This window comes from Acinetobacter sp. YH12108 (genome assembly GCF_013419055.1).
In the GTDB taxonomy this organism is placed as follows: Bacteria; Pseudomonadota; Gammaproteobacteria; order Pseudomonadales; family Moraxellaceae; genus Acinetobacter.
This window is the reverse complement of record NZ_VPAW01000007.1, coordinates 75,440-91,359: the sequence shown is the minus strand read 5'-3', so window position 1 is coordinate 91,359 and position 15,920 is coordinate 75,440. Positions and strand designations below refer to the sequence as shown.

Here is a 15,920-nt window from a genome sequence, read left to right as displayed (position 1 = left end):
TATAAGACATCAAGAAAATGCTGACGAAAGTCGGCATTTTTTTATGACTAAGTATTTTTGATCAACACAGTTCTAGGATATTCTAGGCGTTAAATAATAAAAGATTAAAATAGGAATCATGCATGACTTGGCTAGATAAATTCCTGTTCTTAAGTATCGGATTAGGATCTATCCTGTATTTCATGCTTGGAAAGATTAATGAAATGGGTATTCCTATGGATCGGGGAATGCTGATGATTCTGGTGATTATTATGTCGCTGGTTACTTTGAGCTGTGTTTTATATCTGCGCTCTGAAGATCAAAAAACGAAACAAAAATAACATTTAAATTAACTCTCTATTGGCATGTTCATATGTGGAAAAAAATCCGAATCCTGATTTTATTGATGATTTTGTTTGTGGTGGCAGTAAATGCTTATCGAGATCAGAATCAGGACTGGAACAAACCAATCTTTGTTCTGTTGCATCCGATCAATGCAGATGGATTGGCGACCACACAGCAATATATCCAGCAATTGTCTGCTCAGGATCTAAAAGGAACACAAGAATATCTGGAAAAAGCGGCCCAGCAGTACCGTGGACAGCCCACTTATTTTTATTTTAATCTGGGGCGTGAACTTAAAGAATTGCCGCCTAAAGTGCCGGAGCAGGCCTCCTTACTTGGCAATATTTTATGGAGTCTGAAATTCCGTTTCTATGCCTGGCAACAGCAGCAAGGTTCAGATCCTTCATCGAATGTTACGCTCTTTTTAAATTATTATGATCCTGCACACACCCAGCAATTAAAACATTCAACGGCTCTGCAAAAAGGCCGAATTGGTTCAGTCAATCTATTTGCTTCAAGCAGACAGTCTGACCAGAATAAGATTGTGCTGGTGCATGAATTACTGCATGCCTTTGGCGCTTCAGATAAATATGATCTCGCCACAGGCCAGCCGATATACCCCGTGGGTTATGCCAATCCGAATCAGCAGCCTTTATTTCCCCAAACCAAAGCTGAGCTGATGGCAGGGTACATCCCAGTATCGCAAAGCACCAGTAAAATGCCGGAATCTTTAAATCAGACCCTGATTAATGAAATCACGGCGATTGAAATTGGCTGGAAAAAATAATTAACGAAGTGCTGAATAAACCGGCATAACTTACTATTTTTATAAATAAACTCAGTGAATTTTTAACAAATTTATCCATGATTTAAGAGCATAATCAAAGTCATAGCTAATAATTTGAGAAGAATATGAAGACTGTTGGAAATGATCTGGTTCGGCATCAATTGCATGAAAACCGTAAATGGTATTTAGGCCTAGGTACCTTATTAGTGTTATTTGGAATCGTACTGTTAGCATCACTGCCTTTTGCCACCTTATCCGTAGTATTCCTGTTTGGTATCCTGATGATGATAGGTGGGGGAGTTCATCTGATCGCCGGGATTAAAATCTTCGATGGGGCATTTCGTTGGCTCTGGCTGCTATTCGGTATCATCTATTTTATTGCGGGCTATTATGCCTTTAGCACGCCAGCGAAAACTGCGATTGTACTGACCCATCTGCTTGCGATTGCTTTGATCGTGGCGGGGATAATTCGCATCTTGAATGCTTTTATCTTTAAAGCATTCCGCGGCTGGGGCTGGACTTTATTTTCCGGGATTTTGACTTTAGCTACAGGTATCCTGATTCTATTGTCACCGAATGCACCGTTCTGGGTTCTAGGTGCTTTTCTGGCAATCGATATTTTGTTCCAAGGGATTAACTATCTGACTTTAGCTTCCTATATCAAGCATCGTGTGCCAAAAAGCTCCGCAGATATTTAAGTAATACCAGTATAAAAAAGAGTGCAATGAGCGCTCTTTTTTATTGGCATGTTCAGCTTTGGCTGTAAGATGGGTATGCATTTCAAATTAGTATATAACCTATCACGCGGCCGATCATATTCATGAAAACCTTTGTTCTAGCGCCAGATTCTTTTAAGGAAAGTATGACTGCCGAGCAGGCCTGTCAGGCGATGCAGCGTGGTATTTTGCAGGTCTTTCCGGATGCAAATTGTATTACTGTGCCTATGGCAGATGGTGGTGAGGGAACTGTAGATGCATTAATCTCAAGCCTAAAGGGTGAACGAGTAACGTGCCGAGTCACCGGGCCATTAGCCAGTCAGTCGATCGAAACTTACTTTGGCTTGGTTGATGCTGGTCAGACCGTAGTGATTGAAATGGCCAAGGCAAACGGGATTCATCTGCTCGAAGTTGCTCGGCGTAATCCTATGCTGACTTCAACCTATGGGACGGGTGAAATGATCAAGCAAGCACTGGATCTTGGTGTAAAGAAAATCATTATTGGGCTCGGTGGTAGTGTTACCAATGACGGTGGTGCCGGTATGGCTCAGGCTTTGGGAGTCCGATTCTTAAATACTGCAGGAGAATCAATTCAGGTCTGCGGTGGTAATCTGGATCAGATTGATCAAATTGATTTTTCCCAACTCGATGCTCGTTTAAACAATACGGAAATCTTGATCGCTTCAGATGTGAATAATCCGCTCTGTGGGTCGAATGGTGCTTCAGCGATCTTTGGGCCGCAGAAAGGTGCAACATCGGAAATGGTGCAACAACTGGATCGGAACCTGAGTCATTTTGCTGATCTGGTTGAAGCAGGTTTAGGTATTTCTTCTAAAAACCTTCCCGGCGCAGGGGCAGCCGGTGGGTTAGGTTTTGGGTTGATGGCGTTTGCAGGAGCAAAGCTGCAATCCGGTGTAGCGTTAATTATGGAACAGAATAAACTGGCACAAAAAATTGCGAATGTAGATTATGTTTTCACTGGCGAGGGCAAGATTGATCATCAGACTGCTTTAGGAAAAACACCATTTGGTGTGGCTCAGGTCGCCCAGCAATTAAATAAACCGGTAATTGCGTTTGCAGGTTTGGTCGGTGAGGGGATTGAGTCACTGTATCAGGTTGGTTTTAGTCAGATTGTCGGGATTAATCTACCAGATTATTTATTGGAAGAAGCCTTAAAGAATGCAGAAATCAATCTGGAAAAAGCGGTTGTTCAAACTGTTCAAAATATTAAGGAACAGGGTGTTTGAGTAAGATGGTCATTGCCGCAAAAGCTTTATAAAAAGACAAATATAAACGCGTAAGCAGATTTTACTTTTCAGGGATGAGAAGCCTCAAAATATATTTTGAGTTTGTAAGGTAACAAAAATCCTTTGCTGGATTTAGGGTATATCCCTATACCTCAATCCAGCGGAAGGCATCCATGCCGTCAACCCTATAGCTCATTAAGAATAAAAGTTCGCCCTGTTCCAGAGCAGCTCAAAGCTATAATAAGAGTGATCTGTTAAACTACACCTATCCACAAATTGATGAGTGACCATGAGTTTAGCCTCCCTGATAGATGAATTAAATCCGCAACAAAAGCAAGCTGCGACAACAGAAGCAAAGCACAGTTTGGTTTTGGCTGGGGCAGGCTGTGGCAAGACCAAAACTATCGTGGCACGTGCAGCTTATCTGATTGATCAAGGCGTACCAGCGAATCAAATTCAGATTCTGACCTTTACACGTCGTGCGGCGAGTGAAATCGTGGCACGGGTGGAACTGGCACTCGGTGAACAGGCCAAAGGCTTACGTGCATCAACGTTTCATACCTTCTGTATGTATCTGCTGCGCCGGATTCCAAAGGCTTTTGGACTGGAACAGTTTTCAATTATTGACCGTGATGATCAGCTGATGATGTTCCGCCTGATTCGTGGGCGTGATGACAAGAAAAATCCAAATTACTTGCCGAAGCCACAGGAACTCTGTGATTTATATTCCTTTGCGCGGAATACCCGGCAGAAACTGAGTCTGGCTTTGGAAAAGCAGATGCCAGAATATCTGGCACTCAAAGACCAGATTGCCGACATTATGAAGGAATATGAAGCGCGTAAGTGTGCGCGTAGCTTTCTGGATTATGATGATATCCTCGCTGTGGTGGCGACTGCTTTGGCACAGTCTGAAGGGCTAGTGGAATATGTGTCCTCAATTTGTCGGCATATGCTGGTGGATGAAATGCAGGATACTAATCCATTGCAATGGGCATTGCTGGAACCGCTAAAAGATCAGATCAGTCTGTTTTGTGTTGGCGATGATGCACAGTCGATTTATGGTTTCCGTGGTGCTAATTTTGAAAATATTCACCATTTCAAGGAACGGGTACCGGATGCAAAAATTTTTAAACTAGAAAAAAATTACCGCTCAACTCAGGAAATTCTGGATCTATCTAACTGGCTGCTGGATCAGTCCGAAATCAAATATGACAAGCGTCTGGATGCGCATCGCGGTGAAGGCATCAAGCCAAAGATGCATATTTTCCCGAATGAGTTTGATGAAGCGAAATGGATCGCGATTGATATAAAAGAGCGGCATTACTTGCAAGGCAGCAAATGGTCCGATCACATGGTGCTGGTACGTTCCAGTTATGCAGCGCGACATATTGAAGCAGCTTGTATCGCGGCCAATGTTCCGTATCGATTCATCGGCGGGATGAAACTGTTAGAAACTGCGCATGTGAAAGATCTGCTCAGCCTGTTGCGTGTGGTGGCGAATCCTCTGGATGATATTGCCTGGATGCGCTTTTTGACCTTATGGAATGGTGTGGGTGATGTCGGGGCGAGTAAGCTGTCTCAGCAGCTTTTAGCTGAGCCAGAGATGGATATCATTGCCGACAAGCTAAAAAAATTTGGCAAGATTCCACTGGAAACCATTCTGATTATGAAGCAAATGGCGGTACTCAAAACCGAAGTACAGGCCTGTGTTGGTCTGGCAGTCCAAGCCATTGAAGCACAATTGGCCGAGAACTATAAAAAAGACTGGAATCGCCGTCAGGGAGATTTTGAATTGGTAAAACAGCTGGCTTCCAAGCATGCTCAAGTGAGTGAGTTTCTGGAAGAGTATGTGCTTGATCCGGTCTCTATTTCCGAAATTGAACGCCAGTCGGATACGGATGTGGTGACCCTCATTACCATTCACTCGGCCAAGGGTACGGAACAGAAAGTCTGTTATGTGGCTAATGTTACGCCGGGACAATATCCGCATGCACGGGCGCAAGGGGATTTTGATGATGTCGAGGAAGAGCGGCGTGTATTGTATGTGGCGCTGACTCGTGCACAGAATGAACTGATTCTGACCAAGCAAAACCTGAATCACTGGGCGCGTGAAACGGTAGATGAGCAGGGGCGTAAAATTGAAAGCTATTTTCTCAATGATTTGACCCGCAATTTATGTGTCACAGAAACTCATTACAAAACCCGTCAACAGACTGTGAAAAGTGCTTTAATTGAGCGCCAGTCGATTAATTTAGATTTTGGGATTGATCTCGATTAAACTATCCCTTCTGGGTTTGACGCAAAAAGTAGAGTAGGCACGTGCTTTTTGATTATTTTTGCCTATCTTCTTAAGGTTATCCGATGAAAATTTTAGTTCGTAACTTGGCGCGCACTGTAACAGAAGCTGAATTGCTGACCCTGTTTCAGCAATATGGTACTGTTGAGTCTTGTACGCTGGTCATGGATGCAGAAACAGGCAAGTCTAAAGGTTTTGCCTTTGTAGAAATGCCACATGGCCGTGAAGCTGTTAAAGCGATTAAAGGTTTAAATACACTGCGCCTGCATGGTCAGGGGATTCGTGTGAAGCAAGCTGAAGAAAAGCCACAGGCTTAAATAACAGCTGATAAAAAAGAGCATGTATGATGCTCTTTTTTTTGCCTTTAAAAAGGCCTAGATTTTTACTGAAGGGTTAATATCAGCAGTCTGAAGTATCAAGATCATGCAGAATAGATCGACAGCGTAGACAATCTTACATTGCGTAATGCGAGCGGACGTTTTACTTTATAAGAGCCAAAATTTGTTTTAATGCTTAGGAAATCTCGATGACACGAGTTGCTCGCTATCATGCGGACCGTACCAATCAAAAACTTTATTTCGCCCGTATGGCCTGTCAGCAGGCTGAACAGACTGATCATGTGCAGCAGGCACAAGCTCATCGTGAAGCTGCCGTATTCCATCTGCATGGGGCGCTGCTGGCCTTTTTGCAGGAACTGGTACGCTATTACCGTCTGAATGACCTGAGCCCGACGCTGAAATCGATTGAAGAGCTTATGGCGGCTAAGGGGCAGGTATCACCTGAAGTGACCGTATTACAGCATTTATCCAAAGATGGTTTTCTTGCTGAACTGAAACGTGCTTACCGTCTCTGCCAATATGCGCCAGAGCCAAGTTCGCCACAACCCGAAGACGAAACTTCTTCAAATCTCATCATTAAAGTCACACAGACACCACAAGCCTGGTTACCTGATACTGCTATATTACGAGAATGGCATCGTGACCTGACGCAGCTTATTGATGGTTTTCGTAATGAGATGGTTGAATTTTAATCTGATCAGCTGTACTTGAAATTGCGATTATTAACCCTATATCAATTACTCTAATGATGCAAAGTGCAATCGCTCTTTGCCACCATGTTGAACATGGAGGATATATGTCTATAGAACAGTTGAAAGATTTATTTGGTAATCAAGACGCGATTTTGGAACTCGTTCAACTTGAAGGTGGCGCGTTGGCATTACGAAATGCGGGCTCAAAAAAACAGCCATTAGTCATGATTCAGTTTAATGACGAGGTCAAAGCCCTGTTGGGTGATCAAACGCCTGTGATTGCACAACACATGATTCAGGCCGCTTTATATGGTTTGCTGGAACAGCAGGTCAATGAATGGCAAGCTGAAGTTGTGGATGAAGAGCCAAAATATATGAGCTGAATTGCCTACCCTGGCGAGCAGAAAAGCATACTTGAAGTGTGCTTTTTTTGTTTTTATCAAATGAAAAAAATAGAGAATAAGAGAAAAATTAAGTCGGTTAGATTAGAGACGCAATTTGAAATTTTATGGTTCAGCGATCTGATAAATTCCAGTTCAATCAAAAAAAAGAAGTTGCCAATTCTGACAACTTCTTTAAGAAATCAGCCTGAATAATGCGTAGGCGGATGGTTATGCGCAATCTCGATCTGGTTCAAAATATGATTGCTCATATTTCTCGCCATTTCCTCTTTGGCATAGTACACCTCGCCAATATTGTCACGGCGAATCACTTCGGCTTCTTCCTTGCTTTCCGCACATAGCAGGATCTGAATAGCAGGGTTTAGGGTCTTGGCAATATCCACGATTTTATGGATATCAATAATATCCATCGGTGAGATCACCAATAGACGTGCATGCTGAATGTGAGCCTGAATCAACACACCCGGTTCAGTTGCGACACCAGAAACTGCCGCAATGCCTTTTTTACGCAAGTTCTCTACGATCTCACGGTTTTCTTCGGCAATGACTACCTTAATATCTTGCTCCATTAGAGATAAGGTAATTCGACGACCGACTTCACCATGACCCACAATCACCACCTGATCACGCAGATAGTCCTGCGAGACCTCATCCGGTAGCATGGCAAGCGGATCACCACTACGCTCCAATAAGCGCGCCAGAGACGAACGTTCGCGGATCCATTTTTGTACCGGTTCTACTGCTGAGAAAATAAACGAGTTCAGGGTAATCGAAATCAGGGCACCCGCTAGAATCAGGTTTTGTCCATCGAGTGACAATAGATTTAGCGATACACCAAGTGCGGCCAGAATAAAAGAGAATTCACCGATTTGTGCCAGAGATGCACCGACGGTGAGTGCCGTATTGATTGGGTAGCGGAAGAACAGCACCAGTGCCATCGCTGCGATGGTTTTACCAATCATGATAATACCGAGCACCGCCAACACATGAAGTGGCTGATCCATCAGGATACGCGGATCAAACAGCATACCGACGGACACAAAGAACAGAATCGAGAAGATTTCACGCAGCGGTAAGGTTTCTTCTTCGGCACGGTGGCTGAAGTCAGACTCTTTCACTACCATCCCGGCAAAGAACGCACCGAGTGCCATGGATACGCCAAAGACCTTATAAGCCCCAAAGGCAATCGATACGGCTGCAGCTACGACGGTTAAGGTAAATAGCTCACGTGAGCCTAAACGTGCCACCACCTGCATGATCATTGGCACTAAACGTTTACCAATAATCAGCATGAAAGCAATAAAGCCGGCTACTTTGAGCAAGGTAATGCCTAAGGTGATCCAGACATTCTGATCGCTACTACTGCCTTCCAGTGCCTGACCACCGAGAAGTACTGCAGTTGCGGGTAATAATACCAGTGCCAGAACCATAACCAGATCTTCAACCAGAAGCCAGCCGACTGCAATTTTCCCGTTAATGGATTCGAGCAGGCCACGATCCCCTAGGGCTTTGAGAAGCACGACGGTACTGGCACAGGACAGGCTTAAGCCAAAGATCAGGGCAGAGCCAAAATTCCAGCCCCAGAGCATGGAGACCCCGACCCCGAGCAGTGTCGCGACTGCAATCTGCAAGACTGCACCCGGCAAGGCAATACGCCTGACCTGCATCAGGTCATTCAGAGAAAAGTGCATCCCGACACCAAACATCAGGAACATGACGCCAAGTTCGGCCAGCTGGTTCGCCAGATGCACATCTCCAACCACGCCTGGGGTGTTCGGGCTAATCAGAATCCCGGCAACCAGATAACCAATCAGTGGGGGAAGGCGTAGACGTGCAGCGATATAGCCAAAAACCAGGGCCAAGCCAAAACCGACAGCTAACAGGATAATGAGCTCTACGTCATGTGGCACTAAACACTCCTTTAAAATAAATTTTATGAAATTTCAGTTTTTTATGGGAAATAAGCACAGAAAATGCCAGAAGAAACAGAAAGTTTATCAAGCCGCATAAAAAAAATGCAAAAAAAAACGACCGGGAAGGTCGCTTTTTTCAAAAAACTAAAATTATTTGATTTTAGCTTCTTTGAAGATTACGTGTTGACGGATTTTTGGATCAAATTTTTTGATTTCCATTTTTTCCGGCATAGTACGTTTGTTCTTAGTAGTGGTATAGAAATAACCTGTACCAGCTGAAGAAACTAAGCGAATCTTATCACGCATTGTCCTGACTCCTTACTTAGATCTTTTGACCTTGAGCACGAAGGTCAGCAACAACCTTTTCAATGCCCAATTTGTCGATAATACGCATACCTTTAGTGGTTAAACGAAGACGTACAAAACGTTTTTCGCTTTCTAACCAGAAACGGTGGTGGTGCAGGTTCGGCTCGAACCGGCGCTTAGTTTTGTTGTTGGCGTGTGAGACGTTGTTACCAACGACTGGACGCTTGCCGGTAACTTGGCAAACCTTAGACATGGTGTAACTCCATTGATTTAGCCAACAGCAAATCTGTATGGCCAGTCAAAAATAAACGGATTGAATTCATTCAAGGGGCGTTTTATATCAAAAATGCGCTTAAAAGACAAGCGATTTTGTCTAAAACGAAGCATGAGCCCGTGTGATAGCTCATGCCTTGATCATTTATCGAAGAAGTGTCTTCGAAATCAGCTTATGGATCGGCTTATTAAACGGAGGCAGAATGTATTTCAAGCTATACAGCTTAGGATTCGACATTACTGACCGTTCATGCGACAAACTGAAGAAGCCTTCTGGCCCATGATATTTACCCATACCGGAAGCACCGACACCACCAAATGGCAGGTCATCCTGTGCGACATGGGTTAATACAGTATTTTGCCCGAAATGCCCTGAATGGGTACGCTGTGCGACATAATCAGCACGCGCCTGATCAAAGTCGAAATAGTATAATGCAAGTGGACGCGGACGGCTATTAATAAAGTCGATAACGTCGTCAATTTGATCATATTCCATGATCGGCAGGAGTGGCCCAAAGATTTCATGCTGCATGATCTGCATGCTTGGCATGACATTGGTCACGATGGTCGGTGCAATTTTACGCAGGTCTGCTGGCGATTCATTACGTGGATTGATTTCAATAATCTGCGCGCCTTGCTCACGGGCATCATCCAGATAACCTTGCAAACGATTGTACTGCTTGTCATTGATAATCGAGGTGTAATCCTGATTATGGCTGATGTCCGGATACATGCTTTCGACACAGGCTTTAAAATGATCGATAAACTCGGCAGTTTTGCCACGCGGCAGGAACATATAATCCGGTGCCACGCAGGTTTGACCCGCATTCCAGAGCTTGCCCACGGCAATACGCTGAGCCACATCACGCAGGTCAATCGATGGATGCACCAGTACAGGGGATTTGCCACCCAGTTCCAGAATCACAGGTACCAGATTTTCCGCAGCTGCCGCCATCACGGTTTTACCCACAGCCGTTGAACCAGTAAAAATCATCTTGTCAAAAGCCAGTCGGCAGAAGGCATCAGACACCGTACCGCCACCATTCACCACGGCAACCAGTTCTTTAGGAAAGGCTTCAGCTAAGGCTTTTTCCAATACCTTGCCAAAAGCAGCCGATGAACTGGAAATCTTGATCATGGCATGGTTACCCGCAGCCAACGCACAGATCAGAGGGCCGATGGATAATAATAAAGGGTAGTTCCACGGTGCGATGATGCCGATCACGCCCAGAGGTTGATACTGTACCCAGGCTTTTGCCGGCTGGTGAATAATACCGACATGACGCTTGGATGGTTTCATCCAGCTGGTCAGGTTTTTGCTGTAATATTTAATATGTTCAAGACAAGTCAGTAACTCGCCAATTTTGGTTTCTCCGACAGAGCGGTTACCATAGTCCTGATTAATTGCATCGGCAAATTGATCTTGATACTTAACTAAGATACGCTTAAGCCGAGCTAAACGATCGATACGTTCCTTTGCAGTCGGCAGTGGGTAGCGTAAGTAGGCGTGTTTTTGTTGAGCCAGAATTTCATTGAGGTGCTGGCTATCAAGAAAATGTGGTGTCATTGAAGTTGTTTTTGTGTGACTGTTCATGCCGCACTACCATTATTCAAAATCGATTAATTAATTTTTAGAGCAAATACTCTAATTAGTCAAGTTACTTTGTGTGTTAGCCTTACTAATGCATGAACTGAATGGTTATTTTAGGATGTCCCAAACCAAAACGTTAAAAACCAAAGAGCGTATCTTACAGCTCAGCTTGCAGTTGTTTAATGAACGTGGCGAACGATCTGTAACCACCAACCATATTGCTGCTGAACTCGGCATGAGTCCGGGTAATCTGTATTATCACTTCCGTAATAAAAATGAAATTATCAAGGAACTGATGGAGCAGTATCAGCATCAGACGCTGGAGATGCTGGCACTTCCGGAAGACCGTGCTCTGGATGCCAATGACAAGATTCATTATTTTCAGGTACTGAGCAGTCAGCTTTGGGCTTATCGTTTTCTGCACCGTGACGTATACCATCTGGTCGAAAATAACGAAGATTTCCGCAAGCTTTATCCGCGTTTTGCCGGACAGGTTATGCAGCAGGGACAAAAAATTTATAAAGCCTTCGTAAATGCCGGCCTGATGGAAATGACCGATTCAGAAATTGAAGCGCTGATCATTAACCTCTGGATCGTACTGACCAACTGGACCAACTTCCTGTATATGTCGGGACATATTACCGATTCCAACACTCTGGAAGAAAAATGGGTCTGGCAAGCACTGCGTCAGATGGTGTTCCTGGAAGGTGCTTATCTGCGTGGTGAAAGCCGTCAGACGTATGAAAGCTTACTTAACTCGTTCGGTTCCTCAGAGCTGTTTGCCAGTCTGTCGTCGCCTAAACCGCCTGAATCTGAACAAACTATTCAGAATATCTAAGAAACGCGTTAGAATACTCGGCTTATTTTTTTAATTTAACTAATTAGTGACCTTAACCAACATGAATATGACGACTGCTAATACCGCACGTTTATTGATTACTTGTGAAGACAAGCCAGGCATCGTGCAGGCTGTTTCAAGCTTCTTGTATCATCAGGGTGCCAACATTACGGCGCTTGATCAATACGCGACAGCAGCGCAGGGCGGACGTTACTTCATGCGTGTTGAGTTTGAACTGGACAATCTGCAAAGCCGTAAAGAAAGCCTGTTGCAGACTTTTGCTGGCAATGTTGCAGAGCGCTATGGCATGCACTGGCGTCTGGCACTGGTCAGTGATGTGAAAAAGGTCGGTATTCTGGTTTCTAAAGTCGACCATGCGTTGCTAGAGCTGTTATGGCGTCATGCACGCGGCGGTCTGCCATGTGAAATTACTAAAGTGGTATCTAACCATGAGACTCTACGTGAATCAGTAGAAAACTTTGGTATTCCGTTTGAAGTGGTTCCGGTGACCAAAGAGAACAAACGTGAGGCCTATGCACAGATTGATGAACTGATGCAGGGTAACGATCTGCTGGTATTAGCCCGTTATATGCAGATTCTGGATGAAGAATTCGTAAGTAAATGGGAAATGAAAGTGATCAATATTCATCATTCATTCCTGCCAGCATTCGTGGGCGCCAATCCATACAAACAAGCTTATGACAAAGGTGTAAAACTGATCGGTGCAACTGCACACTATGTGACAGCCGATCTGGATCAGGGTCCAATCATCGAGCAGGATGTAGAGCGTGTGAACCATGACTTTACTGTGGAACAGCTGCGTGAACTGGGTCAGGACGTTGAACGTAATGTACTGGCACGTGCAGTGAGATGGCATCTGGAAGACCGTGTCATTGTCGACGGCAATAAAACTGTCGTGTTCCAATAAGCGCTTGCATCTCGGTTTAAAAAAGGCATACTTTAAGTATGCCTTTTTTGTTTGAAACAAAAATAATGGAGAAAAGTGGGATTAGTAGTTGCAAATGAAAACACTTCTCATTTATTATTGGCGTACTTTAATTGTGCTAACCGATGAGCTTGATAGTTTGTTTCACATCATCTCTTCGAGGTAAATAGATTTAATGAGTCAAGTTGCTGCTCCCATGACACCACCACCGTCAAATCAGATGAAAAAGAAAGTCGTTTCTATTCTGGCGGCGGTTCTGGTTGGACACGTGGGTCTTTTATGGGCAGTCAGCCAGATGGAAGCACCTGAACTGAAACAGGTCGATAAAGAACCTTTAAAGGTTCGTTTCGTCAAACTTCAGGAAGCCCCAAAACCTTTACCACCGAAGCCAAAGCCGCCAGAGCCTAAACAAGAGCCACCAAAGCCGAAAGAAGTTAAAATTGTAGAAAAACCGCTGCCACCGCCACCCAAAAAAGTAGAAAAAATTGAGCAGGTGAAAAAAGCAGAAACGCCTAAACCTGTTACTGCACCGCCAGTTGAAACCAAACCGGCACCAAGTCCAGTGGTTCCTGCGGTCGTGACTGAAACTAAAAAAGTGGCACCTGCGCCTGCACCGGTTGCGCCACCAGCACCTGTCGCACCGCCGGCTCCACCTGCACCGCCAGCACCGAAAAGTGTTGCAATTGGCGGCGGCGTATCGTGGCAGCGTGCACCAAAAGTGTCGCTCTCGGCAGGAGAGTTAAAATCAGCCTGTTCGCTAGTGGTAGATGTATCTGCAAATGAGCAGGGGAAAGTGGTCTCTGCGACCGCACGAAATTCAAGTTGTAGTCCGGCCGTTACGCGCAAAGTCGAATCAGCAGTACGTCGTGCACAACTGACCAAATATGTTGAAAATGGTGTGGCTTATCCAACCCGTGTGGAACAGCCTTTCGATTTTCAGATTACCAAATAACGGCTAACCCATTAGGAGTTCGAATATGAACTTTTCAGTTTATTGGCAACACGCTGATGCAGTCAGTAAAACACTGTATTTCGTGTTATTGGCAATGTCGATTGCGACATGGACCATTTTTGTGCTGCGTTTGATGGGCACTCGCCAACTTAAACAGATTGCCTATGCTCAATTATCTAAAGCATTAGGGCAATTGAAAAATAAAATGACTCCTTTGGCATTTGAACAACGTAAAGCTGTAGCTGAGCAAGCTTTATTGCGTCAGATCGCATTAGAAAAAGGTAATGCGGAAAAAGGTGTATCTGTCTTGGGTACCATCGCTTCAATTTCACCCTTTGTCGGTCTGTTCGGTACAGTATGGGGGATCTTCCACGCACTGGTTGCCGTGGGTAAGAGTGGTCAGGCAGGTTTGGCACAAGTAGCCACTCCAGTGGGTGAAGCGCTGATCATGACCGGTCTGGGTCTGGCTGTGGCGATTCCTGCGGTACTTGCATATAACATCTGTGTACGTGTTAACCGTACTTTAAGCAATGAACTGCAAGACCATGCGCATAGCTTATTGATTGATACCATGTTGCAACAGGATTCTTCTGCAAAGAAGGCTGATGCAAAAGTAGCACAAGACAGTTTAGTTGGAGGTCAAGCTTAATGGCTTTTCAATTGGGTGAAGACAACGATACAGGCATGAATGAGATGAATCTCATTCCCCTGATCGACATTATGTTGGTATTGATGATCATCTTTCTGGTGACAGCGACCGTTGCGAACCCATCAATTCCATTAACTTTGCCGCAAACCACTGCAGAAATTATTGACCTGCCACCGGAAAATGTCACCATCAGCATCAATGCGAAAGGTGATGTAGCATGGAACGGCGATGTGCTGACCTTGGAACAACTTGAAACCCGTTTCAATGAGGCGAGCCAGGCACAGCGTCAACCGACCATCGTATTGAAAGCAGATAAAGAATCACGTTATGACACCGTTGCTCAAGTGATGTCACGCGCGAGTGGAGCCGGACTCAGCGATATTGCCTTTGCAACTGATAACTAATTTTTTACTCTCAATGAAAAAAGCGACTGATCTCAGTCGCTTTTTTATTACCTTAATTTAAGAGGGCATTTGATCAAGCCGCATCCAGATTAATGAGTTTTGAGCAGCGTCATAAACTTATGTTGTAATTTGTTCAGCTTGGGCGGAATCGCGAAATTACAGTAGCCCTGATTCGGATTCTTGGCAAAGAAATTCTGGTGATATTCTTCAGCAGGGTAGAAAGTCGGTGCAGGGCTAAGTTCAGTCACAATATTCAATCCTTCAGCTTTCAATGAGTCTATTGTGAGCTGTGCAGTTTCTTTCTGCTCATCATTAAAATAATAAATCACAGAACGATACTGCGTGCCGACATCATTGCCCTGACGGTTTAATGTCGTTGGATCATGGGTTGCGAAAAAGACTTCGAGCAACTGACTATACGTAATCTGATTTTCATCGAAATCGATCAGGATCACTTCGGCATGATTGGTATCACCGCCGCAGACTTGCTCATAGGTCGGATTAGGATTTTGTCCACCCGCATAGCCGCTGACGACCTTCTGTACGCCCTGAAGCTGTAAAAATACTGCTTCGGTACACCAAAAGCATCCACCACCAAATAGTGCTTGTTGCATGGTTAAGTCCTCATCATTGTAGAGTGCTGATTATTGAATGTTCATATGAGTATGAAAGATATAAAGCCTGCACGACACAGGTTTTTTGTAGTCAAAACTTAGCGAGGCTGTACTGCACTTTCTAACTGAATGAGTAAATTGCCATGACGGTCCATTAATTTCAGGGTTTTACCATAGACCTGATAATGAGTCACTTTGCTCAGTGCCTCCTTAAATTTCTGATCCAGACCTGCATTATCCAGACAAGCCATTTCGGTACTCGCCATCTGGCTTAAGTTAAGGGTGTCTTTGCCGGCAGTGTAGCTGCCCATTATACGGTTACAGCCATCTGCGCCAGACACGCGTTGAGTCGCTGCATCGAATTGCAGACTTGGAATATTGCGTGTTGTCGGTGTTGTAGTAATTTCGGTATTACCAATCTGGTTCACAATCCAGGTGCGATTTTGCAGGAGCTGTAAATTATTTTCAGTTTTGACTGATGAAGTACTCGGTACGGTTTCACAACCTGATATAGCAAAGACTGAACCTAAAATCATGATTGCTGTTAATTTTTTTAGCATGAGAGAGACTCTAATTCTGAGTTAGCTATTTGTATATAAACAAAAAAATGCAATATATGCCAGTTGATTTTGT

19 protein-coding genes are annotated in these 15,920 nt (G+C 44.4%); 13 read left to right on the top strand and 6 right to left on the bottom strand.

What is annotated here, in order from left to right:
* The first annotated feature begins 122 nt into the window (after positions 1–122).
* The 8 genes from FTU46_RS06135 to FTU46_RS06100 all read left to right on the top strand — a co-directional run bounded on the left by FTU46_RS06135 (position 123) and on the right by FTU46_RS06100 (position 6,783).
* A complete protein-coding gene (locus FTU46_RS06135) occupies positions 123–320 on the top strand; it encodes a hypothetical protein (protein ID WP_180104558.1) in 198 nt (65 codons plus the stop codon).
* A 32-nt stretch (positions 321–352) separates the two neighbouring features.
* Entirely contained in the window at positions 353–1,111 is a 759-nt protein-coding gene (locus FTU46_RS06130) for a hypothetical protein (RefSeq protein ID WP_180104557.1), read from the top strand.
* A gap of 125 nt (positions 1,112–1,236) precedes the next feature.
* Positions 1,237–1,809 carry an HdeD family acid-resistance protein gene (locus FTU46_RS06125; RefSeq protein WP_180104556.1) on the top strand — a complete coding sequence of 191 codons (573 nt, stop codon included), beginning with the start codon at positions 1,237–1,239 and terminating at the stop codon, positions 1,807–1,809.
* Positions 1,810–1,931: 122 nt separating this feature from the next.
* A complete protein-coding gene (locus FTU46_RS06120; RefSeq protein ID WP_180104555.1) occupies positions 1,932–3,074 on the top strand; it encodes a glycerate kinase in 1,143 nt (380 codons plus the stop codon).
* Positions 3,075–3,363: 289 nt separating this feature from the next.
* Positions 3,364–5,352, top strand: a complete 1,989-nt coding sequence (locus FTU46_RS06115; protein ID WP_180104554.1) for an ATP-dependent helicase — start codon at positions 3,364–3,366, stop codon at positions 5,350–5,352.
* A gap of 83 nt (positions 5,353–5,435) precedes the next feature.
* Complete coding sequence (locus tag FTU46_RS06110; RefSeq protein ID WP_004781890.1) at positions 5,436–5,687, top strand: RNA-binding protein; 252 nt, start codon at positions 5,436–5,438, stop codon at positions 5,685–5,687.
* A 209-nt stretch (positions 5,688–5,896) separates the two neighbouring features.
* Positions 5,897–6,400 (top strand): DUF6586 family protein, encoded by a 504-nt coding sequence (locus FTU46_RS06105; RefSeq protein WP_159123620.1) that lies wholly within the window; start codon positions 5,897–5,899, stop codon positions 6,398–6,400.
* 104 nt (positions 6,401–6,504) lie between these two features.
* On the top strand, positions 6,505–6,783 hold the full coding sequence (locus FTU46_RS06100) for a hypothetical protein (protein WP_004781893.1): 279 nt from the start codon (positions 6,505–6,507) through the stop codon (positions 6,781–6,783).
* A 200-nt stretch (positions 6,784–6,983) separates the two neighbouring features.
* On the opposite strand, the gene FTU46_RS06095 is transcribed toward FTU46_RS06100, so the two are convergent.
* The 4 genes from FTU46_RS06095 to FTU46_RS06080 form a co-directional block, all read right to left on the bottom strand.
* Positions 6,984–8,711 (bottom strand): cation:proton antiporter, encoded by a 1,728-nt coding sequence (locus FTU46_RS06095; protein WP_159123619.1) that lies wholly within the window; start codon positions 8,709–8,711, stop codon positions 6,984–6,986.
* Positions 8,712–8,864: 153 nt separating this feature from the next.
* Positions 8,865–9,020 carry a 50S ribosomal protein L33 gene (gene rpmG, locus FTU46_RS06090; protein WP_001205031.1) on the bottom strand — a complete coding sequence of 52 codons (156 nt, stop codon included), beginning with the start codon at positions 9,018–9,020 and terminating at the stop codon, positions 8,865–8,867.
* Between the two features lie 16 nt (positions 9,021–9,036).
* Positions 9,037–9,273 carry a 50S ribosomal protein L28 gene (gene rpmB / locus FTU46_RS06085; RefSeq protein WP_000048256.1) on the bottom strand — a complete coding sequence of 79 codons (237 nt, stop codon included), beginning with the start codon at positions 9,271–9,273 and terminating at the stop codon, positions 9,037–9,039.
* Positions 9,274–9,438: 165 nt separating this feature from the next.
* A complete protein-coding gene (locus FTU46_RS06080) occupies positions 9,439–10,887 on the bottom strand; it encodes a coniferyl aldehyde dehydrogenase (RefSeq protein WP_180032011.1) in 1,449 nt (482 codons plus the stop codon).
* A 115-nt stretch (positions 10,888–11,002) separates the two neighbouring features.
* Between FTU46_RS06080 and FTU46_RS06075 the strand changes: the two genes are divergently transcribed.
* From FTU46_RS06075 to FTU46_RS06055, 5 genes are all read left to right on the top strand, one after another.
* Entirely contained in the window at positions 11,003–11,722 is a 720-nt protein-coding gene (locus tag FTU46_RS06075) for a TetR/AcrR family transcriptional regulator (protein WP_034580311.1), read from the top strand.
* Between the two features lie 61 nt (positions 11,723–11,783).
* Complete coding sequence (gene purU, locus FTU46_RS06070) at positions 11,784–12,650, top strand: formyltetrahydrofolate deformylase (RefSeq protein WP_004781900.1); 867 nt, start codon at positions 11,784–11,786, stop codon at positions 12,648–12,650.
* A 193-nt stretch (positions 12,651–12,843) separates the two neighbouring features.
* Positions 12,844–13,620: a TonB-dependent receptor gene (locus tag FTU46_RS06065; protein WP_034702349.1), complete on the top strand. Its 777-nt coding sequence runs from the start codon at positions 12,844–12,846 to the stop codon at positions 13,618–13,620.
* 25 nt (positions 13,621–13,645) lie between these two features.
* Positions 13,646–14,269 (top strand): MotA/TolQ/ExbB proton channel family protein, encoded by a 624-nt coding sequence (locus FTU46_RS06060; RefSeq protein ID WP_004781903.1) that lies wholly within the window; start codon positions 13,646–13,648, stop codon positions 14,267–14,269.
* A complete protein-coding gene (locus FTU46_RS06055) occupies positions 14,269–14,673 on the top strand; it encodes a biopolymer transporter ExbD (RefSeq protein WP_159123616.1) in 405 nt (134 codons plus the stop codon). Before FTU46_RS06060 ends, FTU46_RS06055 begins: the two co-directional genes overlap by 1 nt.
* A gap of 89 nt (positions 14,674–14,762) precedes the next feature.
* Here the strand turns inward: FTU46_RS06055 and msrA are convergent, their stop codons facing one another.
* Both msrA and FTU46_RS06045 read right to left on the bottom strand, forming a co-directional pair.
* Positions 14,763–15,287 (bottom strand): peptide-methionine (S)-S-oxide reductase MsrA, encoded by a 525-nt coding sequence (gene msrA, locus FTU46_RS06050; RefSeq protein WP_004781907.1) that lies wholly within the window; start codon positions 15,285–15,287, stop codon positions 14,763–14,765.
* Positions 15,288–15,385: 98 nt separating this feature from the next.
* Positions 15,386–15,847: an META domain-containing protein gene (locus FTU46_RS06045; RefSeq protein ID WP_004781908.1), complete on the bottom strand. Its 462-nt coding sequence runs from the start codon at positions 15,845–15,847 to the stop codon at positions 15,386–15,388.
* Between the last annotated feature and the right edge of the window lie 73 nt (positions 15,848–15,920).

Bases quoted from the DNA above. Each gene is read 5' to 3' on its own strand.
- FTU46_RS06055 (WP_159123616.1), top strand. From the start codon at position 14,269: ATGGCTTTTCAATTGGGTGAAGACAACGATACAGGCATGAATGAGATG.
- FTU46_RS06045 (WP_004781908.1), bottom strand. From the start codon at position 15,847: ATGCTAAAAAAATTAACAGCAATCATGATTTTAGGTTCAGTCTTTGCT.
- FTU46_RS06135 (WP_180104558.1), top strand. From the start codon at position 123: ATGACTTGGCTAGATAAATTCCTGTTCTTAAGTATCGGATTAGGATCT.
- FTU46_RS06120 (WP_180104555.1), top strand. From the start codon at position 1,932: ATGAAAACCTTTGTTCTAGCGCCAGATTCTTTTAAGGAAAGTATGACT.
- purU (WP_004781900.1), top strand. From the start codon at position 11,784: ATGAATATGACGACTGCTAATACCGCACGTTTATTGATTACTTGTGAA.
- FTU46_RS06080 (WP_180032011.1), bottom strand. From the start codon at position 10,887: ATGAACAGTCACACAAAAACAACTTCAATGACACCACATTTTCTTGAT.
- FTU46_RS06105 (WP_159123620.1), top strand. From the start codon at position 5,897: ATGACACGAGTTGCTCGCTATCATGCGGACCGTACCAATCAAAAACTT.
- FTU46_RS06100 (WP_004781893.1), top strand. From the start codon at position 6,505: ATGTCTATAGAACAGTTGAAAGATTTATTTGGTAATCAAGACGCGATT.
- FTU46_RS06130 (WP_180104557.1), top strand. From the start codon at position 353: ATGTGGAAAAAAATCCGAATCCTGATTTTATTGATGATTTTGTTTGTG.
- FTU46_RS06075 (WP_034580311.1), top strand. From the start codon at position 11,003: ATGTCCCAAACCAAAACGTTAAAAACCAAAGAGCGTATCTTACAGCTC.
- FTU46_RS06110 (WP_004781890.1), top strand. From the start codon at position 5,436: ATGAAAATTTTAGTTCGTAACTTGGCGCGCACTGTAACAGAAGCTGAA.
- msrA (WP_004781907.1), bottom strand. From the start codon at position 15,287: ATGCAACAAGCACTATTTGGTGGTGGATGCTTTTGGTGTACCGAAGCA.
- FTU46_RS06115 (WP_180104554.1), top strand. From the start codon at position 3,364: ATGAGTTTAGCCTCCCTGATAGATGAATTAAATCCGCAACAAAAGCAA.
- FTU46_RS06060 (WP_004781903.1), top strand. From the start codon at position 13,646: ATGAACTTTTCAGTTTATTGGCAACACGCTGATGCAGTCAGTAAAACA.
- rpmG (WP_001205031.1), bottom strand. From the start codon at position 9,020: ATGCGTGATAAGATTCGCTTAGTTTCTTCAGCTGGTACAGGTTATTTC.
- rpmB (WP_000048256.1), bottom strand. From the start codon at position 9,273: ATGTCTAAGGTTTGCCAAGTTACCGGCAAGCGTCCAGTCGTTGGTAAC.
- FTU46_RS06125 (WP_180104556.1), top strand. From the start codon at position 1,237: ATGAAGACTGTTGGAAATGATCTGGTTCGGCATCAATTGCATGAAAAC.
- FTU46_RS06065 (WP_034702349.1), top strand. From the start codon at position 12,844: ATGAGTCAAGTTGCTGCTCCCATGACACCACCACCGTCAAATCAGATG.